At 41.9% G+C, this 22,691-nt stretch carries 31 protein-coding genes and 1 riboswitch; of the genes, 27 read left to right on the forward strand and 4 right to left on the reverse strand.

Going from position 1 to position 22,691, the window contains the following annotated elements:
- The first annotated feature begins 83 nt into the window (after positions 1–83).
- The 11 genes from spoIIAA to lysA all read left to right on the forward strand — a co-directional run bounded on the left by spoIIAA (position 84) and on the right by lysA (position 7,848).
- Positions 84–434 carry an anti-sigma F factor antagonist gene (gene spoIIAA / locus ABEV15_RS12440; protein ID WP_429630978.1) on the forward strand — a complete coding sequence of 117 codons (351 nt, stop codon included), beginning with the start codon at positions 84–86 and terminating at the stop codon, positions 432–434.
- Complete coding sequence (gene spoIIAB, locus ABEV15_RS12445) at positions 435–875, forward strand: anti-sigma F factor (protein WP_004889709.1); 441 nt, start codon at positions 435–437, stop codon at positions 873–875.
- A 13-nt stretch (positions 876–888) separates the two neighbouring features.
- Entirely contained in the window at positions 889–1,626 is a 738-nt protein-coding gene (gene sigF / locus ABEV15_RS12450) for an RNA polymerase sporulation sigma factor SigF (RefSeq protein ID WP_429630975.1), read from the forward strand.
- Positions 1,627–1,706: 80 nt separating this feature from the next.
- Positions 1,707–2,327 carry a stage V sporulation protein AA gene (locus tag ABEV15_RS12455; RefSeq protein WP_498853392.1) on the forward strand — a complete coding sequence of 207 codons (621 nt, stop codon included), beginning with the start codon at positions 1,707–1,709 and terminating at the stop codon, positions 2,325–2,327.
- Positions 2,317–2,736, forward strand: a complete 420-nt coding sequence (locus tag ABEV15_RS12460) for a stage V sporulation protein AB (protein WP_498853393.1) — start codon at positions 2,317–2,319, stop codon at positions 2,734–2,736. Before ABEV15_RS12455 ends, ABEV15_RS12460 begins: the two co-directional genes overlap by 11 nt.
- A 10-nt stretch (positions 2,737–2,746) precedes the next feature.
- Positions 2,747–3,091: a SpoVA/SpoVAEb family sporulation membrane protein gene (locus tag ABEV15_RS12465; protein ID WP_429630971.1), complete on the forward strand. Its 345-nt coding sequence runs from the start codon at positions 2,747–2,749 to the stop codon at positions 3,089–3,091.
- A gap of 12 nt (positions 3,092–3,103) precedes the next feature.
- Positions 3,104–4,111, forward strand: a complete 1,008-nt coding sequence (spoVAD, locus tag ABEV15_RS12470; RefSeq protein ID WP_429630969.1) for a stage V sporulation protein AD — start codon at positions 3,104–3,106, stop codon at positions 4,109–4,111.
- A gap of 2 nt (positions 4,112–4,113) precedes the next feature.
- Positions 4,114–4,434 (forward strand): SpoVA/SpoVAEb family sporulation membrane protein, encoded by a 321-nt coding sequence (locus ABEV15_RS12475; RefSeq protein WP_429630967.1) that lies wholly within the window; start codon positions 4,114–4,116, stop codon positions 4,432–4,434.
- A complete protein-coding gene (gene spoVAEA / locus ABEV15_RS12480) occupies positions 4,431–5,033 on the forward strand; it encodes a stage V sporulation protein SpoVABEA (protein WP_498853394.1) in 603 nt (200 codons plus the stop codon). The genes ABEV15_RS12475 and spoVAEA overlap by 4 nt, the downstream gene beginning before the upstream one ends.
- Positions 4,990–6,459, forward strand: a complete 1,470-nt coding sequence (locus tag ABEV15_RS12485; RefSeq protein ID WP_498853395.1) for a spore germination protein — start codon at positions 4,990–4,992, stop codon at positions 6,457–6,459. Before spoVAEA ends, ABEV15_RS12485 begins: the two co-directional genes overlap by 44 nt.
- A gap of 75 nt (positions 6,460–6,534) precedes the next feature.
- Positions 6,535–7,848: a diaminopimelate decarboxylase gene (gene lysA, locus ABEV15_RS12490; RefSeq protein ID WP_498853396.1), complete on the forward strand. Its 1,314-nt coding sequence runs from the start codon at positions 6,535–6,537 to the stop codon at positions 7,846–7,848.
- A 24-nt stretch (positions 7,849–7,872) separates the two neighbouring features.
- Here the strand turns inward: lysA and ABEV15_RS12495 are convergent, their stop codons facing one another.
- Positions 7,873–8,736, reverse strand: coding sequence for a DUF1002 domain-containing protein (locus tag ABEV15_RS12495; protein ID WP_498853397.1), 864 nt, complete (start codon positions 8,734–8,736; stop codon positions 7,873–7,875).
- Between the two features lie 118 nt (positions 8,737–8,854).
- On the opposite strand from ABEV15_RS12495, the gene ABEV15_RS12500 reads away from it, so the two are divergent.
- From ABEV15_RS12500 to ABEV15_RS12525, 6 genes are all read left to right on the forward strand, one after another.
- Positions 8,855–9,295, forward strand: coding sequence for a peptidylprolyl isomerase (locus ABEV15_RS12500; protein WP_009373790.1), 441 nt, complete (start codon positions 8,855–8,857; stop codon positions 9,293–9,295).
- Between the two features lie 149 nt (positions 9,296–9,444).
- Positions 9,445–9,577: riboswitch (FMN riboswitch) on the forward strand.
- Positions 9,578–9,722: 145 nt separating this feature from the next.
- Positions 9,723–10,799, forward strand: a complete 1,077-nt coding sequence (ribD, locus tag ABEV15_RS12505) for a bifunctional diaminohydroxyphosphoribosylaminopyrimidine deaminase/5-amino-6-(5-phosphoribosylamino)uracil reductase RibD (protein WP_498853398.1) — start codon at positions 9,723–9,725, stop codon at positions 10,797–10,799.
- Positions 10,800–10,804: 5 nt separating this feature from the next.
- Positions 10,805–11,443 carry a riboflavin synthase gene (ribE, locus tag ABEV15_RS12510; protein ID WP_163149800.1) on the forward strand — a complete coding sequence of 213 codons (639 nt, stop codon included), beginning with the start codon at positions 10,805–10,807 and terminating at the stop codon, positions 11,441–11,443.
- Positions 11,444–11,448: 5 nt separating this feature from the next.
- The gene (locus ABEV15_RS12515; protein ID WP_055440705.1) at positions 11,449–12,642 is read left to right on the forward strand and encodes a bifunctional 3,4-dihydroxy-2-butanone-4-phosphate synthase/GTP cyclohydrolase II; all 1,194 of its coding nucleotides are present in this window, start codon (positions 11,449–11,451) and stop codon (positions 12,640–12,642) included.
- 13 nt (positions 12,643–12,655) lie between these two features.
- A complete protein-coding gene (ribH, locus tag ABEV15_RS12520; protein WP_498853399.1) occupies positions 12,656–13,120 on the forward strand; it encodes a 6,7-dimethyl-8-ribityllumazine synthase in 465 nt (154 codons plus the stop codon).
- 82 nt (positions 13,121–13,202) lie between these two features.
- On the forward strand, positions 13,203–13,547 hold the full coding sequence (locus tag ABEV15_RS12525; protein WP_429630949.1) for a GNAT family N-acetyltransferase: 345 nt from the start codon (positions 13,203–13,205) through the stop codon (positions 13,545–13,547).
- Positions 13,548–13,553: 6 nt separating this feature from the next.
- Here the strand turns inward: ABEV15_RS12525 and ABEV15_RS12530 are convergent, their stop codons facing one another.
- A complete protein-coding gene (locus ABEV15_RS12530) occupies positions 13,554–14,060 on the reverse strand; it encodes a DUF309 domain-containing protein (RefSeq protein ID WP_240468780.1) in 507 nt (168 codons plus the stop codon).
- A 63-nt stretch (positions 14,061–14,123) separates the two neighbouring features.
- On the opposite strand from ABEV15_RS12530, the gene ABEV15_RS12535 reads away from it, so the two are divergent.
- From ABEV15_RS12535 to ABEV15_RS12555, 5 genes are all read left to right on the forward strand, one after another.
- On the forward strand, positions 14,124–14,870 hold the full coding sequence (locus tag ABEV15_RS12535) for a segregation/condensation protein A (protein ID WP_498853400.1): 747 nt from the start codon (positions 14,124–14,126) through the stop codon (positions 14,868–14,870).
- Positions 14,863–15,450 (forward strand): SMC-Scp complex subunit ScpB, encoded by a 588-nt coding sequence (scpB, locus tag ABEV15_RS12540; protein WP_498853401.1) that lies wholly within the window; start codon positions 14,863–14,865, stop codon positions 15,448–15,450. Before ABEV15_RS12535 ends, scpB begins: the two co-directional genes overlap by 8 nt.
- A gap of 115 nt (positions 15,451–15,565) precedes the next feature.
- Complete coding sequence (locus tag ABEV15_RS12545; protein ID WP_498853402.1) at positions 15,566–15,985, forward strand: hypothetical protein; 420 nt, start codon at positions 15,566–15,568, stop codon at positions 15,983–15,985.
- A 12-nt stretch (positions 15,986–15,997) separates the two neighbouring features.
- Complete coding sequence (locus ABEV15_RS12550; RefSeq protein ID WP_035047266.1) at positions 15,998–16,486, forward strand: YpuI family protein; 489 nt, start codon at positions 15,998–16,000, stop codon at positions 16,484–16,486.
- Between the two features lie 716 nt (positions 16,487–17,202).
- Positions 17,203–17,913, forward strand: coding sequence for a hypothetical protein (locus ABEV15_RS12555; RefSeq protein WP_498853403.1), 711 nt, complete (start codon positions 17,203–17,205; stop codon positions 17,911–17,913).
- A gap of 50 nt (positions 17,914–17,963) precedes the next feature.
- On the opposite strand, the gene ABEV15_RS12560 is transcribed toward ABEV15_RS12555, so the two are convergent.
- Positions 17,964–18,236 carry a hypothetical protein gene (locus ABEV15_RS12560; protein ID WP_035018403.1) on the reverse strand — a complete coding sequence of 91 codons (273 nt, stop codon included), beginning with the start codon at positions 18,234–18,236 and terminating at the stop codon, positions 17,964–17,966.
- 141 nt (positions 18,237–18,377) lie between these two features.
- Positions 18,378–18,725, reverse strand: a complete 348-nt coding sequence (locus ABEV15_RS12565; RefSeq protein WP_498853404.1) for a hypothetical protein — start codon at positions 18,723–18,725, stop codon at positions 18,378–18,380.
- 95 nt (positions 18,726–18,820) lie between these two features.
- Between ABEV15_RS12565 and ABEV15_RS12570 the strand changes: the two genes are divergently transcribed.
- The 5 genes from ABEV15_RS12570 (at position 18,821) to rluB (ending at position 22,577) form a co-directional block, all read left to right on the forward strand.
- Positions 18,821–18,967, forward strand: coding sequence for a hypothetical protein (locus ABEV15_RS12570; protein WP_004889746.1), 147 nt, complete (start codon positions 18,821–18,823; stop codon positions 18,965–18,967).
- Between the two features lie 69 nt (positions 18,968–19,036).
- Complete coding sequence (locus tag ABEV15_RS12575) at positions 19,037–20,149, forward strand: D-alanyl-D-alanine carboxypeptidase family protein (RefSeq protein WP_498853405.1); 1,113 nt, start codon at positions 19,037–19,039, stop codon at positions 20,147–20,149.
- Positions 20,142–20,735 carry a nucleoside recognition domain-containing protein gene (locus ABEV15_RS12580; protein WP_498853406.1) on the forward strand — a complete coding sequence of 198 codons (594 nt, stop codon included), beginning with the start codon at positions 20,142–20,144 and terminating at the stop codon, positions 20,733–20,735. Before ABEV15_RS12575 ends, ABEV15_RS12580 begins: the two co-directional genes overlap by 8 nt.
- Positions 20,735–21,268 (forward strand): spore maturation protein, encoded by a 534-nt coding sequence (locus ABEV15_RS12585; RefSeq protein WP_088223242.1) that lies wholly within the window; start codon positions 20,735–20,737, stop codon positions 21,266–21,268. The genes ABEV15_RS12580 and ABEV15_RS12585 overlap by 1 nt, the downstream gene beginning before the upstream one ends.
- Positions 21,269–21,839: 571 nt before the next feature.
- Complete coding sequence (gene rluB, locus ABEV15_RS12590; protein ID WP_498853407.1) at positions 21,840–22,577, forward strand: 23S rRNA pseudouridine(2605) synthase RluB; 738 nt, start codon at positions 21,840–21,842, stop codon at positions 22,575–22,577.
- Positions 22,578–22,691: the final 114 nt, after the last annotated feature.

Raw genomic sequence — 22,691 nt, forward strand, 5'->3', positions numbered from 1 at the left:
CGACTAGTTTTGTCGGGAAGAAGGATTGAAGCATAAACAAATCGAATTCTTCCTTAACCTAAACGGATAAGGAGGAAACGATGGTGAGTTTATCCATTCAATTAGAAGTAAAACAACACGTATTGCTTATTCGACTAGCTGGCGAGTTAGATCATCATACAGCGGAACAGTTGCGAGCCGCTGTAACTGATGTGTTAGAGCGTGAGCGAATAAAAGCAATCGTTTTAAATTTAAACGAGTTAACATTTATGGATAGTTCAGGGTTAGGTGTTATTTTAGGGAGATATAAGCAAATACAGCGCATGGGTGGAGAGATGGTCGTCTGCTCTGTTTCTCCATCAATTAAGCGTTTGTTTGATATGTCAGGGCTGTTTAAAATTATTCGTCTAGAAGTGAACGAACAGTATGCATTACAAACGTTGGGGGTGGCGTAAATGAGAAATGAAATGCATCTTCAGTTTTCCGCCCTCAGCCAAAACGAATCGTTTGCTCGTGTGACGGTTGCTGCGTTTGTTGCGCAACTCGATCCGACGCTTGACGAGTTAACGGAAATTAAAACGGTCGTATCTGAAGCGGTGACAAATGCGATTATTCATGGCTACGAAAATGATCCAAGCGGCGTCGTATATATTTCTGTGATTATTGAAGGACATACCGTCCATTTAACGATTCGCGATCACGGGAAAGGAATTGAAAACGTCGAAGAAGCGCGGCAGCCGTTATTTACGACAAAGCCAGAGCTTGAGCGTTCTGGTATGGGATTTACGATTATGGAAAACTTTATGGATGAAGTAAATATTTATTCGAAAGTTAACGAAGGAACGACTGTGGAGTTGATTAAGCATTTAACGAAAAGCAAAGCGCTATGCAATTAAGGGAGACGTGCCTATGGATGTCGAGGTACAAGCTGTCAAAGATCATGAGATCAAAGAGCTTATTCGGAGGAGTCAACAAGGGGACCAACAGGCGCGCGATGAGATTATTGAAAAAAATATGCGGCTTGTCTGGTCGGTTGTGCAACGGTTTTTAAACCGCGGATATGAGCCAGAAGATTTGTTTCAAATTGGCTGTATCGGTTTAATGAAATCGGTCGATAAATTTGATTTATCGTATGACGTCAAGTTTTCAACATACGCAGTGCCGATGATTCTTGGAGAAATTCAACGTTTTATTCGCGATGACGGGTCGGTAAAAGTGAGCCGTTCATTAAAAGAAATTGGCAATAAAATTAGAAAAGCAAAAGACGAATTATCAAAGCGGAATGGACGCGTCCCGACAGTGAATGAAATTGCACAGTTTTTGCATATTTCACCAGAGGACGTCGTATTAGCGCAAGAAGCCATTCGTTCGCCAGCATCGATTCATGAAACGGTGTATGAAAACGACGGGGATCCGATTACGTTGCTCGATCAAATTGCAGATGAGCAAGACGTTTGGTTTGACAAAATTGCGTTAAAAAAAGCGATGGAAGAGCTTGACGAACGTGAGCGGCTTATCGTTTACTTGCGTTATTATAAAGATCAAACCCAATCAGAAGTGGCAGCTAGATTAGGCATCTCTCAAGTGCAAGTGTCTCGTTTGGAGAAAAAAATATTACAACAAATGAAAGCCCGAATGGATGAATAAGTCCGTTCGGGTTTTTTATGCATATGGATGCGAGTCATATCTCATACTATAGATACAATGATGGAAGCAAGGTGTCGATCATGAAAGAAACCATTTTTTTTAAAATGCGTCATCGTATTCAAGTGAAGCCGAATGCAACGATTCGGGTAGGGGATGTGGCACAAGTTGTCGCAACAAAACGAATCGATGATGTTGTACAAACTCCTATTTATACGGTGCAGAAAAAAGATCGCAACATTGTCATTATTGATGTGATGCATGTGATGAAAGCGTTAATGAACGTTGTTCCTCAAGACGATATTCAATCACTTGGACCGTCGCAAACGATCGTTGAAGTCGTTTATGAGGAAAAGCGATGGGGGTATTTGTACGTCCCAATCGTATGGCTTCTTCTATTCATTGGCTCCGGTCTTGCGATTATGAACTTTCACGAAGATGTGAGCATGCAGCAAGTACAACAACGGCTGTATCGGGTAATTACAGGGAAAGAAGTAGAAAAACCGTTATGGTTTCAAATTCCGTATTCACTCGGGCTTGGACTTGGTATGATTTTATTTTTTAATCACTTTTTTAAAAAGCGAATTAACGAAGAACCGAGCCCACTTGAAGTTGAGATGTTTCAATACCAACAATCGCTCGATCAATATGTCATTATGCATGAAAATAAAGAGACGATGAGGCGAATGGATGATGATTCGTGAGTTTGTTGTAGCGTTTGTCGGATTGGCAGGAGGGCTAGCTGTCGGTTCTGGTTTTGTCGCGTTTTTAACTGTTCTTGGCGTCATCCCACGCTTAACGCAATTAACTAAAACGATGAAATGGATTGCGACGTATGAACGGGGTGTTGTACTTGGTGCGGTTGTAAGCAGCTGGATGAGCTTGCGAGAACCCCTTTTTTCTTGTCCACCTATTTTAGCAAGTGTCATCGGATTATTTAGCGGCGTATTTGTCGGCATGCTTGCCGCGGCCTTAACAGAAGTATTAAACGTGTTCCCAATTTTAGCCAAGCGGCTCGGCATTGATGGACAAATTGTCATTTTATTAATGGCGATGGTATTTGGCAAAGTAGTAGGTTCTCTTTTTCATTGGATATATTTTGTCGATCGATAGGAGGAAGTATATGTTCAAAGCTTTTTTAGCAGGTGGATTGATTGCGGTAGTGGGACAAGTATTCCGTGATATGTACAGTCTATGGTTCCATATGAATGAAGGAGAAGCGGTGCGATGGATGAATGGAACGCTCATGGTATGTGCTGCGATATTAACGCCGACCCGATTTTATCGGAAGTTGACGCAATTTGCAGGAGCAGGAATGATTGTGCCGATGATGAGTTTAGCAAATGTATGGAGCGCCACCGCATTGGAGCATCGAAACGAAGGGGCGGCAGAACATATGCTTTCTGTTGGTGGAAGCATCATTGTTACATTAGTGGTGGCGTCTTATGTTGCGGCACTATTTTTATAAAGGGGGACGAAGATGAGGAAAATAGGGGAACAAACGATGGTGTTTGACAATGACATTTATATCGAATCGGTCGGCACGGTCGTTGGACCGAAAGAGCGTCAAGGTCCACTCGGTTCATCGTTTGATCGCGCATACGACGATTTATATTGCCATGAACAAAGTTGGGAGTTAGCGGAACGGCGACTTATGAAAGAAGCAATTACGATTTGTTTGACAAAAGGACAAGTATTAACTCAAGATGTGGATTTATTTATTGCGGGAGATTTACTTAATCAAACAGTTACTGCAAATTATGTTGCAAGTGAACTAGACATCCCGTTTTTAGGCGTATTTAGCGCTTGTTCAACGATTACGGAAGCGATGCTCGTTGCTGCAACGTTTATTGATGGTGCGTTTGCTCGCCGCGTGTTAGTTGCGACGAGCAGCCATTATGGAGCAGCTGAGCGCCAATTTCGTTTTCCGACGACGATCGGTGTTCAAAAAGGGGAGAGTGCATCGTGGACTGTCACTGGCGGAGCAGCTGCGCTATTAAGCACGATGCGTTCACCGTTTCGCATTCGTGCAGCAACGATTGGTCGGGTCATTGATAGCGGTGTAACCGACCCGCTTGATATGGGGCGGGCCATGGCGCCGGCTGCATTTGCAACGATTAGCCAACATCTTCAGGACTGTCGGCTTTCACCGAACGCATACGACGTCATTATTACGGGAGATTTAGGAAAAGTAGGGAGCAGCGAACTAAAGTCGTTGTGTCATGATGCAAACATGAACATTAGCGAGCGATATGATGATTGTGGTGTGCTCATTTATGATGCAGAACAACAAGCGTTTGCTGGTGGAAGCGGCTGCGCATGTTGTGCAGTTGTCACATATAGCTATTTTCTTGAGCGAATGAAAGAGAAAAAAATAAACACGATGCTTGTTGTAGCAACGGGGGCGTTATTTAATGCGACAATGGTCAAACAAAGCCAAACGATTCCTGCAATTGCTCATGCGATTGCGATTGAAGCGGTGATGTAAACATGGACACGTACGTATACGCATTTGTTATCGGTGGCGTGTTATCGCTTATCGGGCAATTATTGCTTATGAAATGGTCATTTATTCGTATGATGACGATATTTGTACTCGTCGGCATGATCGTGGAGACAAGTGGATTGTACGAGCGTTTTCAATCATTATCGCATGCAGGGATCGAAACAACGCTTGTTCATGTTGGTGCTTCTTGCATACAAGCGATAAAAACGGGGGACTTTACAAATGTCGTCTTTTTTGTTTCATTTCCGATATTTGTTGCATGGATGACCGCTATTGTTTGTAAGCCGAGAGGAAGGATTGGATGAAAAAAAGAAAAGTCATTTTAGTGACAGATGGAGACCATCATGTGCAACGTGCGCTTGAGTCGTTAGCGAAACAACTTGGCGGTCGCTGTATTAGCCAATCGCAAGGCAATCCATCACGCTTAACAGGCAAGCAGCTTGTCGATCTCATTTTGCAAACACCGTATGACCCTGTTTTCGTCATGTTTGACGATAGCGGGATTATCGGTGAAGGTGCGGGCGAACAAGCGCTTCGAGATGTTGCGACACACGAACAAATTGATGTGCTAGGAGCCATTGCGGTTGCGTCTAATACGAACAACCAAGAGTGGACAAAAGTAAATATTTGCATCGATTATGATGGGAATTTCACAACGTACGGTGTCGATAAAGAAGGTATTCGCGAGTGGGAATTCGGTCGGATCAATGGCGATACCGTCTATTGTTTAGATGATTTGCCGATTCCTATCATCGTTGGAATCGGTGACATCGGAAAAATGAGGCGTCGTGACGATATTCGCAACGGTTGTCCGATTACGCGAAAAGCCATTGAATATATTCTTGAAAGGAGCGGACGCGATGAAAACAGAAAATCGCACACCGATTTCTTCGAAGTTGAGTGAAAACGAACAGTTTTTTAAAGACGCCATAGGAGTTGGAACGAGCTTCGATTTAGGTGTTCGCAAGCTACACATTTTAAAAACAGACGTTCATTTATATTATTGTAATGGGCTTTGTGATACAAAATATATTATCGAATTGCTTGAAATGCTCGTACAAATAAACGATCGCGAGCGACAATCGGCTAAGTTACTTGAAATTATCGAAAATCGCATTGTCCACCAACAAGTGAATCCTGTAAAAAGTCTAGATGAAGCGGTTGACTTTTTGTTAACCGGGCTTATTTTACTATTTATTGACGGTGAAACGCAAGCGTTTGCTGTCGATGTGCGGAGCTATCCAGGACGTCTACCGGAAGAACCGGATACAGAAAAGGTTGTGCGTGGGGCACGTGACGGATATGTTGAAAATATTATCATCAATACAGCACTCACTCGCCGACGCATTCGTGATGAGCGGCTTCGCTTTGAGATGATGCAAGTGGGTGAGCGTTCAAAAACGGACATTTGTATCGCCTATATTCAAGATGTGGCTGATCCAGGGCTTGTTGAATTAATAAAAAAAGAATTAAGTGAAATTAAAATTGATGGGTTAACGATGGCCGATAAAACGATCGAAGAATTTTTAGTGAAACAAGGATACAATCCGTATCCGCTTGTTCGTTATACGGAGCGTCCCGATGTCGCTGCTACGCATTTATTAGAAGGGCATGTCATCATCATGGTTGACACGTCACCAAGTGTCATTATTACGCCAACAACGTATTTTCATCACGTTCAACATGCGGAAGAATATCGGCAATCTTCGGCGGTAGGAACGTTCGTGCGATGGGTGCGGTTTTTAGGCATTTTAGCTTCGCTTTTTTTACTGCCACTTTGGTTTGTGTTCGTTCTTGATCCGACGTTATTGCCAGAAAAATTAGCGTTCATCGGTCCAAACAAAAAAACAAACATTCCTATTTTTGCGCAGCTCCTTATAGCAGATATCGGTATTGAGTTTTTACGCATGGCGTCCATTCATACTCCAACACCATTGTCAACTGCGATGGGCCTCATTGCAGCAGCATTAATTGGACAAATCGCCATTGATGTCGGATTGTTTGTGCCAGAAGTCATTTTATACGTGTCTGTTGCTGCGATCGGTTCCTTTGCTACGCCGAGCTATGAATTGGGCATGGCCAATAAAATTTCCCGTCTTTTATTGTTAATTGTCATTGCGTTGTTTGGTGTACCTGGGTTTATGATTGGTGTTACAGTGTTTTTACTTTTCCTGGCTAACATTCGCTCATTAAATACCCCATATTTATGGCCGTTTATTCCATTTGATCCCGAGGCATTTATGCAAATTATCGTTCGGCGATCTGTGGCTGGTTCATCGGTTCGCCCGAGCATCGTACATCCACAAAATAAGCAAAAGCAGCCAACATAAAAAGGTTGAAACGTACCAAAATTTATGGTACGTTTTCTTTAATTATTTCGGAATCATCAGGGGGACTGTGTAATTATGCATGGAACGATGCGAATTAACGACCGTGGGCATTTAGAAATCGGAGGCGTTGATACGATTGAACTTGCTCGTACATATGGAACACCGCTTTATATTTATGATGTTGCTCTTATTCGGGAGCGCGCGCGAGCGTTCAAACGAATGTTTGAGCAACATGGCGTACGTGCGCAAGTCGCGTATGCAAGCAAAGCTTTCTCGACGATGGCAATCGTACAATTAATGGAACAAGAAGGTTTGTCGCTCGATGTCGTTTCTGGCGGGGAGTTGTATACCGCATTAACCGCTCGTTTCCCGGTAGAACGCATTCATTTTCACGGCAACAATAAAAGTAAAGAAGAATTGAAAATGGCAATTGAAGCAAAAATCGGTTGCGTCGTTGTCGATAATTTTTATGAGCTAGAGCTACTGCAACAGCTTTGTCGCATGCATGAATATACGATGCCTATTTTATTACGTGTGACACCAGGTATTGAAGCGCATACGCACGACTATATTTTAACAGGTCAAGAAGATTCGAAGTTCGGGTTTGACTTGCATAACGGACAAGCGGATGAAGCGTTGCAACGTGCTCTCGCTTCCTCACATGTCCATGTACTCGGTATTCATTGTCATATTGGCTCGCAAATTTTTGATGCGACAGGTTTTGTGCTGGCAGCGAAAAAGCTATTTGAAAAACTTGCTACATGGCGTGATATGTATGATTTTACTGCGCAAGTTGTCAATCTTGGTGGCGGTTTTGGTATTCGTTATACGAAAGAAGATGATCCACTCGCACCAGAACAGTATGTAGAACAAATTATTGAAGAAGTGAAGCGAAACGTCGCCTTATTTCACTTGTCATTTCCAGAAATTTGGATTGAGCCAGGTCGCTCGCTTGTCGGGGATGCAGGGACAACGATTTATACAGTTGGTTCCCGTAAAGAGGTGCCAAACGTTCGGCAGTATATCGCGGTAGACGGGGGAATGAGTGACAACATTCGTCCGGCGCTTTATGAAGCCAAATATGAAGCAGTGCTTGCCAACCGCATGCTTGATCGTTGTGAAGAAGTGGTAGCGATCGCAGGCAAATGTTGTGAATCCGGGGATATGCTCATTTGGGATTTACCACTTCCAAAAGCGGAACCGGGCGATTACTTAGCTGTGTTTTGCACAGGTGCTTACGGCTATGCAATGGCGAACAACTATAATCGCATCCCGCGGCCAGCAGTTGTATTTGTTGAAGATGGTGAGGCCACGCTTGTTGTAAAACGTGAAACGTATGAAGATTTAATTCGGCTAGATTTGCCGTTAAGACCGAGAGTGAAAAAATAACCGAGGTTGTCACCTCGGTTATTTTTATGATCCAAACGCTCCGCGAAGGGCGTTCCATATTTCGCGTAAAATGTCAACGATGCGTTGAATAAACGTTCGACCTTCTTCTGTTTGTAAAAAGGCCGATAGCTTGTCTTTCGCTTGGGCAAGCTGCTCGTTCACTTGATTCCAATCAATGTTGACGTTTTTCATTTTATTCAATAAAGAAAGCAAGCTATTGATTTCGTCTTCTGTCAACGTAATGCCAAGCTCTTGGGCGACGCGCTCAATAAGCGCGCGCATATCTGCATCTGTTTGCGGTGGATTTTTCGCTATTTCTTCTTTAATTTTCGCCAGCAGTGCGACCGCTTTGTCATTTCCGATTGATTCGCCAAGTTGTGCCGTTTTTACCATTTCCTCATTTGCTACTTTTTTCACTTCATCAGGAATGACTTCATTCGATGAAAGCTCGTACGCTTTCATTAACCCTGTTAGTGCGGCAGTTCCTGATACAGGAAACGGTGCAGTAATGTAAATGACCGCATCTTTGACTCCTGCCGTAATTAGGGCGTTCATATACATTTCTTTTGTTACCCAGTTAATGTTGTTTGTTTCGACTTGCAACCCCGAACCAGGTGCACCAATTGTAATTTTTGATGACGAAATCGCTTTTGTTCCAATTTGTCCTTTCGGAATAATGCCGCCGAGATATTTATGCTCTTCTTCATTTGTAACCGTAATGATTTCAGCGTTGTCTGGCGCATTCATTTCTTTTAATATTTGTTGTTTTTGCTGTTCTGTTAAATTTTCGCCGAGCGTAATAATGACGTCCCCTTCAATCGCATCTGCTAAACTAACCGATGGGATCATAAACAGCAATAAAATAAATATCGTAAACCACTTCTTCATTTCATAACCTCCTTCAACATCTTCCATACTATTGTACAAACATTTGCGTGAACATAGAAGAGAAATATAGTAAAATGAAGTTACGTTTGTTTTTACGATAGAAAGGTGGAAAAGTTTCATGAAGAAAAAAGGATACATTTTAATGGAGAACGGTGGAAAGGTGGAGTTTGAACTATTCCCGAATGAAGCGCCAACAACGGTTGCGAATTTTGAAAAACTAGCGAATGAAGGATTTTATAACGGGTTGACGTTTCATCGTGTCATTAAGCGATTTGTAAGTCAAGGTGGCTGTCCGATTGGAAACGGAACAGGCGATGCAGGTTATACGATTCCGTGTGAAACAGATAACAATCCGCATAAACATATCGAAGGTGCGATATCGATGGCGCATCGCGGACGTGATACAGGAAGTTGCCAGTTTTTCATTTGCCATGAGCCGCAGCCGCATTTAGATGGTGTGCATACCGTATTCGGTCAAGTCACCGCTGGAATGGATGTTGTAAAGGCGATGAAAAATGGTGATGTCATGAAAGAAGTAAAGGTGTGGGACGAACAATAAAAGGGACGATGAAGCGATGAAAAAAAACTGGGTATTATTTTTCATCCTTTTACTCGTTAGTTTCGTTTGGGGAGCAATGTATTGGCTGTTTATTGCAAAGTAATAGACATTTCGTTTTATTGTGCTATAATGAATAAAAATGGAATAAACGCATCCTTCGGGGCAGGGTGAAATTCCCGACCGGCGGTAATGAAACGTATGTTTCTCAGCCCGCGAGCCGTTAAGGCATGATCCGGTGCGATTCCGGAGCCGACAGTATAGTCTGGATGGGAGAAGGATTGCCGAAAACTCACGCCACTTATTAGAAAAATAAGTCTGGCGATGAGTTATTTTTGCTATGCAAAAAAGGCGATCTTCACATACATCTTGCCCTAGGACATCGTTCCTAGGGTTTTTATCTTTTATAAAGAAAGAAAGGTGGTGCGAGATGGACGAACAATATATGCGTTTCGCATTACAGTTAGCTGAATCAGCACGTGGACAAACATCGCCCAATCCGCTCGTTGGCGCAGTTGTTGTGAAAAATGGTGAAATTGTCGGCTTTGGGGCGCACTTAAAAGCAGGAGAGCCACATGCAGAAGTCCATGCGTTGCGCATGGCAGGCGAGAAAGCGGAAGGAGCAACCGTTTATGTGACGCTTGAACCGTGCAGTCATTATGGAAGGACGCCTCCTTGTGCCGATTTGTTAATTGAAAAAAAGGTGAAACGTGTCGTTGTGGCGACGACGGACCCGAATCCACTCGTTGCAGGAAAAGGCGTTGAAAAATTAAGGCGAGCAGGAATTGATGTTACCGTCGGAGTGTTGAAAGAAGAGGCGGATGCGTTAAACGAAATGTTTTTTCATTATATTTCAACGAAAACGCCGTATGTGACGTTAAAGTATGCAATGAGCTTAGATGGGAAAATTGCAACAAAAACGGGCGAAAGCAAATGGATTACGTCGGAAGATGCGCGGCGTGACGTGCATCGCGAGCGACGTATGCACGATGCGATCGTTGTCGGCGTTGGCACGATTTTGGCGGATGATCCGAGTTTAACTGTTCGTTTCGGTCATGAAGGGAAGCAACCGATTCGTATTGTGCTTGATACGCATTTGCGCACACCGCTTCATGCGAATGTTGTCACAGATCAGATGGCGCCAACATGGATCGTCGTCGGCCATCACGTCACAGAAGAACAAATGAAGCCATATGAACGTGCAGGTGTACAAATGATTCGCATGAATGAGAATAAAATTGATATACCATCTTTTTTACGTGAACTTGGTAAGCGTAACATCATGTCCATCTTTGTTGAAGGTGGAGCCCATGTGCACGGCAGCTTTTTATCTTCGCGTTCCGTTCAACAAGTGCTAGCATATATGGCACCGATGCTAATCGGTGGGAATGAAGCACCTTCAGCAATCGGCGGAGAAGGTTTTGGACGAATGATTGATGCGCTTCGCTTGCAAGTGAAACATGTTCAAATGATCGGACCAGATATAAAAATCGTTGCTAAAGGATGATCGCCATGTTTACAGGAATTATTGAAGAAATCGGCACGATTCAACAAATGAAACAAACAGGGGAAGCGATCGTCTTTACGATCGGGGCACAAAAAGTGTTACAAGACGTACAGCTCGGTGACAGCATTGCGGTAAATGGCGTTTGTTTAACAGTGACGTCATTTACAGATCGCTTTTTTACTGTCGATGTCATGCCTGAGACGGTGCGGGCAACATCGCTTCGCACGCTTACAGTAGGAGCGAAAGTAAATTTAGAACGAGCGATGGCAGCAAACGGTCGTTTTGGTGGGCACTTCGTTTCGGGGCATGTCGATGGTGTCGGACGCATCGTTCGTAAACAGCCTGTCGCAAACGCTGTTTATTATGACATTGAAGTGCCAAGTCATTTGCGTAAATATATGATTTTAAAAGGTTCTGTTGCTGTCGATGGCACAAGCTTGACGATTTTCGGTTTAACCGACCGAACGTTTACGATTTCGCTCATTCCGCATACGCGTGAAGCGACGATTTTAGGGGCAAAAAAAGTTGGTGATGTTGTCAATATTGAATGTGACATCATTGGGAAATATGTTGAACAGTTTGTCAGCGGTAAACGTGAAGGATTGACGATGCAATTTTTGCAAGAGCACGGATATAAGGAGTGAGCGCGATGTTTCATACCATTGAAGAAGCCATTTACGATTTAATGCAAGGAAAAATTATTATCGTTTGCGATGACGAAGACCGTGAAAACGAAGGCGATTTTGTAGCGCTTGCCGAAAAGGCGACACCGGAAGTCATTAATTTTATGATTACGCATGGCCGCGGCCTCGTGTGTGTGCCGATTACAGAAGAACTAGCCGATCGGCTTGATTTAACGCCAATGGTCAACCATAATACAGATGCGCACGGGACCGCTTTTACCGTCAGTATTGACCATAAAGCGACAACGACAGGCATTAGCGCATTTGAGCGCTCGTTGACGATTCAAGAAATGCTCAATCCAGAAGCAAAAGCAAGCGATTTTAAACGACCAGGTCATATTTTTCCGCTTGTCGCGAAAAAAGGTGGGGTATTACGCCGCGCTGGACATACGGAAGCAGCTGTCGATTTAGCACGTCTTTGTGGGGCGAAACCGGCAGGCGTCATTTGCGAAATTATAAAAGATGATGGAACGATGGCGCGCGTACCTGATTTGAAACAAATCGCCGAAAAATTTGATATGAAAATGATTACGATTAAAGATTTAATCGCCTATCGCAACCGGAAAGAAAAGCTCGTCAAACGCGAAGTCGAAATTACGCTACCAACCGATTTTGGCGAATTTAAAGTCATTGGATATTCAAATACGTTAGACGGAAAAGAACATATCGCCATCGTCAAAGGAGAAATCATCCCAGATGAACCTGTGCTCGTGCGCGTTCATTCTGAATGTTTAACAGGTGACGTATTCGGCTCGCATCGTTGCGATTGTGGCCCACAACTTCATGCCGCATTAGCGCAAATCGAAGAAGAAGGTCGCGGGGTATTGTTATATATGCGCCAAGAAGGTCGCGGCATCGGTTTATTAAACAAATTGCGCGCCTATAAGTTGCAAGAACAAGGATATGATACGGTGGAAGCCAACGAAAAATTAGGCTTTGCGCCAGATTTGCGCGACTATGGAATCGGTGCGCAAATTTTAAAAGATTTAGGTGTCACAAAAATGCGTTTATTGACGAACAATCCGCGCAAAATTACTGGATTGAAAGGATACGGCTTAGAAGTCGTTGAGCGCGTTCCGTTGCAAATGCCAGCAAAACGCCATAACGAGCGCTATTTGCGAACAAAATACGAAAAGCTAGGACATATGTTGCACTTTTAAGGAGGAGAATGAGATGAACGTATATGAAGGAAATTTAGTTGGAACAGGGTTAAAAGTAGGCATCGTTGTTGCGCGATTTAACGAATTTATTACAAGTAAATTGCTAAGCGGTGCACTTGATGGATTAAAGCGCCACGGAGTAGAGGAACAACATATTGATGTTGCTTGGGTGCCGGGGGCATTTGAAATTCCGCTTGTCGCGAAAAAAATGGCGGAGTCGAAAAAATATGATGCTGTCATTACGCTTGGTGCTGTGATTCGCGGAGCAACGAGCCATTACGATTATGTATGTAATGAAGTAGCGAAAGGAACGTCTCATGCGGCGCTTTCATCAGGAATCCCTGTTATTTTTGGCGTGCTGACGACAGATACGATTGAACAAGCGATTGAACGCGCTGGGACAAAAGCCGGAAATAAAGGTTGGGAAGCAGCGCTCAGCGCGATTGAAATGGCGAATGTCACGCGCGCATTTTCTTAAAAAATGTTTAAAAAAGCGACAAGACCGTTTATAATAGCAATAGCGAGTAAACAATAAGTCTTGTCGATAATGAGGGATTCGTATGCTAGTTCGCTATCGAAAAAACTATGAGAAAATTGCGATGGGTCTTTTGTCGTTTATGCCAAATGAAAAAGACTTAAAACAGCTTCAACAAACGATGAAAAACTACGAGACAAACGATGATTGGCAGCTGTTTTTATGGAAGCAAGACGAAGATTTTATTGGCATTATCGGTGTGATTGTGCGCGAACATGCGGTTGAAGTGCAGCATATTAGCGTTAATCCGTCCCATCGCCATCAAGGAATTGGAAAACAAATGGTGAAAGCATTAAAAGAATTGTATCCAAATAAGTCGTTATGTGCCAATGACACGACCGCTCCGTTTTTGGATAGATGTGAACAATGACAGGGATCAGCGTCCCTGTCTTTTTTGTTTTTGTCGTTCGCGTTCAGCGATGACATCACTTCGGTCGCGCAACTTATGTTTATGAATGAGATATTCATTTGTCATATCACTTTTTTCTCCCCATACGAGCCCTTTTTGCCCACATTGCTGTTGACATATATGTAACAAGGAAGCATCAATGATCGGCAAGCAAGTGCTTTCATACGGTTGTCCATGATCGATTCGATTCATATATGTATGAATGAGAGATAGAAGTTGCTCTGCATGTATCCCTAGCGCTTCGTATGCTTGTTTTTCTCTTTGGCATACGTTCATTGCTTTTGTAAACATTCGTTTTGCTCCCGCAATATTTCCCCGGCGATAATGATACATCCCAACCGCGAGCTGAATGAAGCCGACCCATACATGTTCGCCTGTTTGTTTCCAATGTTCTTCCAGCACTTCATGGCATTCAAAATAATCGCGCGTAGCGTGAAAATGAAGTAAATATTCGATATATGCTTTTGGATACAAACGAAGGCCCCCTTTTTTCATATGCTTACGTATATTATACTATTACTTATGAATAAAGGTGGGATGAATGTGCATTGTCATGTAAAATTAGATCAATTTGAAGGGCCGCTTGATTTATTACTGCATTTAATTCATCGCTATGAAATTGATATTTACGATATTCCCGTCGCACAAATTACGGAGCAATATATGGCTTACATTCACGCGATGAAAGAATTGCAGCTCGATGTAGCGAGCGAATATTTAGTAATGGCGGCAACGCTTATTGAAATGAAAAGTAAAATGTTGTTGCCAAAACATGAAGAAACGCTGGAGGATCAAGAATTATTTATCGAAGAAGACCCGCGTGAGCAATTAATGCAACAGTTAATCGAGTATAAAAAGTTTAAAGAAGCAGCGAAACAGTTGCGTGAGCGAGAAGAAGAGCGAGCGCTTTTATTTACGAAGCCGCCGAGCGATTTGACCGCTTATGCGGCAAACGGTGCACCGCTTGCACTTGATGTCGATTTGTACGATATGCTCGGGGCGCTTGCGAAATTGTTGCGGCGGAAAAAATTACAAAAGCCACTTCATACGAAAGTAGCACGTCAAGAAATTCCGATCGGACGACGGATGGAAGAAATTTTACACATATTAAAACACGGAGAACGAATGAACTTTTACGATTTATTTCCGTATGACGATCGCGAGCAAATTGTCGTGACGTTTTTAGCCTTGCTTGAACTGATGAAACGAAACGAAATCGTTGTCGAGCAAGAAAATAATTTTGCTGATTTATATATTCGACGAAAAGGTGATCGATATGAATGAACTAGCGATAATGGAAGCGCTATTGTTTGCTGCCGGAGAAGAAGGATTAACATACAAGCAACTGGCTGATGTGCTTGATATACAAGAAGAACGTGTATATGAACTTGTGCAACAATTGAAGCATATGTATGAAACAGCGGAGCGCGGCATTATGGTCGTCGAGATGGCAGGAACACTTCAGCTTGTGACGAAAAAACAATGTGCTCCATATTTGCAAAAACTTGTTGAGTCACCAGCGACGTCATCGTTGTCACAAGCTGCGCTAGAAACGTTAGCGATCATCGCATACCGCCAACCAATTACGCGCGCGGAAATTGAACATATTCGTGGCGTGAAAAGCGATAAACCGCTTCAAACTCTATTAGGAAAAGCGTTAATTAAAGAAGTAGGTCGCGCAGAAGGAACAGGTCGCCCGATTTTATATGGAACGACGAAAGAGTTTTTAGACTACTTTGGCTTAAAGACGTTAGACGAACTTCCGCCTCTTCCAGAATGGGACGAACAAGAAGAAGAACGCGAAGCCGACTTATTTTTCGAACGTCTAAACGAACAACTGCAAGAAGCGAGCGAGCAACAATGAGTTTTCGTTTTTTCTTTGGGCTTCTTTTTATGGGAATGATAAAATTTTTCGCATGATTCATAATTTATGGTAAAATAAATGTAGCTTCGTTGTTGGAAAAAGGGGTGTATCGTTTGTGAAAATTATTTCTTGTTATGGATACGAATTACAAAAAGCACAGCCGAATACGTCGGAAGATTTTTTTAACCGTTCGGAAGTAACGTTTGTTGACGACGATGGAACAGAGCGAACGTTGCGTGTGTTATATGTTCGATATTTCGATGAGCGTTTTTCACAATGGACGCCGTATGAACAAGATCCTGTATTTCAAGCAGGTGGGAAAGACGTATATTTTAAAGATATTGTCGCGCTCGTTTGTTTGCTCGCCGATCCATCACTTCGGACGCGAAAACGTGTATATGTAAGTGAGGAAGAAGAGCTTCGTCGCTATTTTTCATCGATCGACTTTGCGAAATTGCCTGAAGTATTTGAGTCGCTTGCAAAACAACGAGCGTACGATGTGAAATCACCGCTTTTATTTATTGCGCAACCGTAAAGGAGGATGGAGATGGGTAATACTGTTGTTTTTAACCAAACGAAGCAAGTCGAGCAGTTGCTAAGTGGCATTGTAGAACAAATTACTCGTTATTTAAACGAAACGACGATTGAACAAATGCAGGCGGAATGTGCGGGCGACCGCCATTATTATGAAGGGGTGCTTGCGGATTTACGCCGTTTAGCCGTATATGGTGAAGAGGGAATTGACGCATGTCGCATCGTCCTTCAAGAAGAGCCGTTTCGAAAAGCTGCCGCGGAACAAGCGTTATACAAAATTTATCATTCATGTGTGGCAGAATTTTTTACGCCAAAACGCGATTTATGGTATGAAGATAGCCGTTCAGCGTATACAGGAAGACATTCAATTAAATTGAGACAACCTGCTCCTCCATCGTTACAACAATTGCTCCATGCGATTGAGGCTGATTTTCAAACGATGCGTGAAGAGCTCGAGTTTTACGAAACAGACTACCGAACAAAAATGATTCAATCACAATAAGAAGCTGCTAACAAGCTTAGCAGCTCTCTTTTTAGTTATTGCCAATAAATAAAAAAGCCGATGATTCCTTAGCGTAGGAAAAATCGGCTTTTTTCATCCCAAAATTGTCTTATAGTATGTCCTCTACTTTTTGTTGGTATTATTCCTTTTCGTCTAAATAGAAACAGCAACCACATATCTTTACATCATATGCAGACTCAATGGATTTCTTCAAACGTTTTAGTTCCTTTGAGTATTCTATGGCAATATTCTGGTAAAGTTCTTTTTCATCTTCCGCACAACAATCAATACACTTAACTATTTTAAGAAGATCAATTTTGATTTGATTATATTTTTTAATTTTCTCATCAATCCCCACAAAACGGGTTGGTATAAACCGTAATTGAGTAGCTCATTTTTATTACCTCCCTCATTTTTTCTCTATCTTTATAGGTGAAAACAACTAGAAAAAACTCAAAAAAATTTTTTGTCTTTTTTAGAGTTTTTCAAAAGAAAATACACCTTTATTAATAGAGAGAAAGAGAGGTGAACACGAATAATGAAAAGGCAGGATGAAAAAAAATAATTCTTCCTTCTGCCCCATTGATTTGTGCGCCACATCGTAGTTGCTGCCATTATGGGGAGAGCTGTCCTGCAACTTTTAAAGTGCTACCTAGTGGAGCTCTAGCTTTTCAATATTGTGATTGTCCATAAAAATGAAAAAGGAGGATATTAGAATGGCCGTACTAATTAAAAGCCAGGAATTAGAAACTGAAAGTAAGAATGCTTTACTTGAAGAGCTTAATAACAGTGATGAATTTGCTTTATTAGTTTCCGAAATTTCAAGACACCATACAGTAGAAGATGTAAAGGAAACAGATGCTTTAAAACTTACTTTTGGTACCGGAAAAACAATAGATGCTATATTTGTAAAGTTAAATGATGAGGCGATTATTCAGGCTTTGAAGGATGAGGACGAGTTTAGAATTAAAGCTCATTTCTCTGCTCTAAAAAACAGAAAAAAAGTAATCAGAAAAACCATTGTCAAAGATAATTCAGTTGAAATTGAATTTGAAATTCCTTTTGAAGCTTCTTACTTCTTGTTTGTAGAAGAACTTAAAAACCCAATGGGGGCTGACAAAATAACTGAAGGTGAAATCGCACCTGAAGCCTGGTATGAGGGATGCTTAGTTTTCTATGATTCTGGTAGTGGAAAATATTATTACTACAAGTACTGTGGAGCCAAGTGTGGAAGTGGAACACCAATTAACGCATTAGACCGATGCTGCCAAGCTCACGATCGTTGTTGGGCTAATTTTGGTAAAGGAGACGATGGTTGCGATTACGAATTATATCTCTGTGCAAACGCTACTTATGATCCGGGCTGGTGGATGGTTGCCGAGTTTGGATTATTGTGCTCTCAAGGAAAACTAGGAAGCATTTGCTAAATGTTTTTATGAAAAGAGAAGGTCTATTCCAACCTTCTCTTTTCGTGCTCTTATCCTCCCATAACACGAGCTAAATAATAATAAAAACTCCAAAGACCTAAAGAACTAAGGCTACTTAACAAGACAGCAAGCGATAAAAACAGGCTAGCATTGGATTCCTTTCTATAACGAACCAGAAACATAATGGACAGGATGATACCAGCAACGAAAAAGGGTAGCCATACCAGCCATAAAGAACCGAAGGGGAACCCAGTATCTATGAGGTAACCCACTATAAAAACAAGATTGACAAATAAAATTACAGGAAGAATTATTTTCTTCATTTACATTCCCACCTTTTTCTGGAAACTAGATTAAACAAACTCTTTTGTATAATTTTAATAAAAAAGAGAAAAGTTTTAAAGAGTTTTTCTTATCATAAAACCCTAAGAGAAGAACTAAATAACTGAAGTGTCAAATTTTATTCATATTGACCTTTGAGCGTTTTCAATAATTTTCTCAACAACATTTTTCAAATTTCCATTTTTATACGCCTCAATAAAGTCACAATAAATGATCTCTAAAACATTCTCAATCGAAAATTTACTATCAGGATACAGTTCAGCTATATCGGCCAACAAAACTTCTAAACGTAGCACTAAACTTCTCTTAATTCTAAACTCAATTTCAACTATTGACATTTCCCCAGTATTCGGTTTTATACGTTTGGAATTAACCTTAACTGGCCTGCGATCGCGCAACAATAATTTATGATAAATATGATTTGGGTCCGAAATTCGACGCACATTTCGTATAAAATCATTCACCAGCAATTGTATTAAGTCCTGTTGAGTATAATTTATTTCACCAAGCTCTAAGAAGCTGCGTGTGTCTTTATTGCATATGATGCCGAAGGAGGTGTGTTTGTATGCGACAATATATTCATCACGTGCAAACGTGGCTTGAGCGTGTAAAGCCATTTGTAGATGAAGAGGCGCTTGAGCGATTAAAGATGGAGCTTGAACGTGGAGATGTCGCGCGACGATTTGTAAAAGCAAAAGACCGCGTCATGTAGCGGTCTTTTTGTCATACATCATTGACTGGCGCATACACTTGTACAAAACGGACAAAGGGATGAGAGTGTATGCGACGGCAATGGTTCATATGGATGATCGTGCTTTGTTTTTTTGGTTCGCTTTTTCCGAATGAAGCAAAAGCGATGTCGGTTAGTGCGAAAAGCGCGATTTTAATGGAACAAACGACAGGACGAGTGCTATTTGAAAAAGATGCCCATACGAAACGACGCATTGCGAGCATTACAAAAATTATGACAGCCATTTTAGCAATCGAATCGGGAAAATGGGAAGAGCTTGTGACGGTAAGTGAACGGGCAGTTCGCACAGAAGGATCTTCGATTTACTTGAAGCCAGGAGAAAAAATTGCATTAAAGCATTTAGTGTATGGGCTTATGCTTCGTTCTGGAAATGATGCAGCGGTGGCGATCGCTGAGCACGTGGGTGGCAGCGTTGAAGGGTTTGTCTTTTTAATGAATGAAAAAGCAGCGGAAATCGGGATGACAAATACACAATTTGCGAATCCGCACGGGTTAGATGATGCCGAAAACCATTATTCCACTGCGTATGATATGGCGCTACTTATGCGGTATGCGATGCAAAATGAACAATTTCGCGAAGTGTCAGGAACGAAATTGTATCGTGCCCCAAATCCGACAGAAGATTGGGACCGTGTTTGGCCCAATAAAAATAAACTGTTGACGCATTTGTATGAATATTGTACAGGTGGAAAAACAGGGTATACAAAGCGAGCGAAGCGTACATTAGTGACAACCGCTTCAAAAGATGGTCTTGAACTGATTGCGGTCACCATTAACGCAGGGGACGATTGGAACGATCATATCGCGATGTATGAGCATGGATTTGCGAATTATGAACTTGTAAAGATTAAAGCAGATACGATTGTGAAAGATATAGACGATCCTTTTTATGATCATCATTTGTTTGTTGCACGCGATTTTATATATCCGGTCACAAAAAAAGAAGAGTCGTTAATTCGTTTAGAGCGAAAATTGCTTCGTCCACAAGAGCGCTGGAAAGAGACAGGCGTGCCGTCTGTCGTTGGAAGGGCTGAGCTATACATCGGAAACGAAAAAGTTGACGACACCCCTATTTTTTATAAGCAGAAAAAGAAAAAGCGTTCTTTTTTTGATCGGCTGTTAGGGGTGGGCAGCGATGGTTAATCTCATTTGGGTTGCGCTTTTACTTATTGGGCTTGTGTTTGCTGCGATAAACGGAACGATGAAAGACGTCAATGAGGCGATGTTTCAAGGGGCGAAAGAAGCGGTGACAATTAGCATTGGGCTTATTAGCGTGCTCGTTTTTTGGCTCGGTTTAATGAAAATTGCCGAACAGTCTGGGCTACTTTCGTTTTTTGCTCATTTGTTTCGACCAATTGCGAAAAAAATTTTTCCGGAAGTGCCGCCTGACCACCCTGCGCTCGGGTATATATTATCGAACATGATTGCAAATATGTTTGGGCTCGGCAATGCTGCGACTCCCCTTGGCATTAAAGCGATGGAGCAATTGAAGCAATTAAACGGTCAAACAGACGAACCGAGCCGTTCGATGGTTACGTTTGTCGCTTTAAATACCGCAAGCGTTACGCTTATTCCCGCGACGGTCATATCGATTCGCATGACATATCAATCAGCTTCACCTGGAGAAATTATTGGCACGACATTTGTCGCTTCCCTTATTTCGACAATATCAGCGATTATGATTGACCGCGCGTTTTACATACGGAGGCGGAAAAAAGGAGGACTGTGATGCAGGTTATTCAATTTTTATCGCTTTGGCTCATTCCTATTTTAATCGCTTGCATTTTGTTGCATGGAACGTACAAGCGTGTGCCGACGTATGAGGCGTTTGTTGAAGGGGGAAAAGAGGGAATTCAAATCGCTTTTTCTCTCATTCCGTATTTAGTTGGTATGCTCGTTGCTGTCTCCGTTTTTCGCGCTTCCGGTGCGCTTGATTTTTTTATTTCATATATAAAACCGTTCATCGTCCCGCTCGGACTGCCGTCTGAAGTCGTTCCGCTTGCGATCATCCGTCCGATTTCAGGAACGGCATCGCTCGGCATTGTGACGGACTTAATCGCAACATACGGACCAGATTCATTTATCGGGCGGTTAGCCTCCACGATTCAAGGAAGTACAGAAACGACGTTATACGTGCTCACCGTTTATTTTGGTGCCGTCGGCATTCGCAAAATGGGCGATGCCCTAAAAGTCGGCTTACTTGCAGATCTCATTAGCTTTATCGTATCATTTATTATTGTATTATGGATGTTTGGGAAATGAAGCGGTCGATATGCTTGTTGCCCGATGACAGATATATTGGTAACATGATCAGAGTATACGGGATCGACTGGTTTGAATAATAAAATACGATGTTTAGATTGGTGTGAGTGTGGGGAATGACTGAAAACAAGAGATTGATTCTAAATATTACTGTTTTATCCTTTATTTTAAGTTTTGTATATAGCTTGGTACTTCTGATGATTGAACACCCTCTTTTTTCTAACGAGATGAGTAGTCCGGGAAGTATTGTTGTTTTTACAGCTATATTTTTGATTTTATATATGTTTCATCTGTTTATTTCATGGCTACATTACATGTTTGTAAACAAAACAGTGGGTTCGATGAGAAGGAAAGCTATTGCTTTCTATTTGGTTGGTCTTGTTTTATTGTTCTTTTTATATATGTTTTTTCAAGTGAAAATCGTTTGGTTACTGCTTATTTCTTTTGTTATTGTTTCTTTTCCTTCATACAAGCGTTGCTAGGAGAAAGTCGCGTTCTATGCGATTTTCTCCTTTCTTATTTTTGAACTCCTTTACCGAATGTGGTAAAACTATATAGTGAGGTGAATGAAATGGAACGATTACAAAAGGTGATTGCTCGTGCAGGTGTTGCATCGCGAAGAAAAGCAGAGCAATTGATCGTCGAAGGAAAAGTAAAAGTGAATGGAAAAGTAGTGACTGAACTTGGGGTGAAAGTAAGCCCGCAAGATCGCATTGAAGTAGACGGTATTCCGCTTGAGCGCGAAGAGCCGGTATATTATTTGTTGTACAAGCCGCGCGGTGTTATTTCGAGCGTAAAAGATGAAAAAGGAAGAAAAGTAGTGACTGACTTTTTTAAACATGTAAACAAACGTATTTATCCGATTGGACGGTTAGATTACGATACGTCAGGATTGCTGCTGTTAACAAATGATGGGGAGTTTGCAAATTTATTAATGCATCCGCGTTATGAAATTGAAAAAGTGTACATCGCAAAAGTAAAAGGTATTCCAGCGCGTGAAAAAATAAAACAGCTGGAAAAAGGAGTAGCGTTACAAGACGGTATGACGGCACCGGCGAAAGCGAAAGTGTTATCGATCGATAAACGAAAACAAACAGCGATTGTTGAACTGCACATTCATGAAGGACGAAATCGCCAAGTGCGTCGCATGTTTGAAGCCATCGGTCATCCTGTATTGAAATTAAAACGAGAACGCTACGCTTTTTTAGATTTAAAAGGGCTCAATCCTGGAGACTATCGCGAGCTATCGCCACATGAAGTGAAACGATTGCGCACGTTAGCGCTAGCTGGTTCGCCTTTTCCATTATAATTTTGTCACAATTTGTTCAAATCATTTTCATTATTTGTATAGTAGTAACTTGTATAATGAGATTGATGAAAACGGTTTATAGGAGAGTTGGCGGTCAACTACCCCCACTTAGCT

The organism is Bhargavaea massiliensis, from assembly GCF_050480245.1.
Classification (GTDB): Bacteria; Bacillota; Bacilli; order Bacillales; family Anoxybacillaceae; genus Anoxybacillus.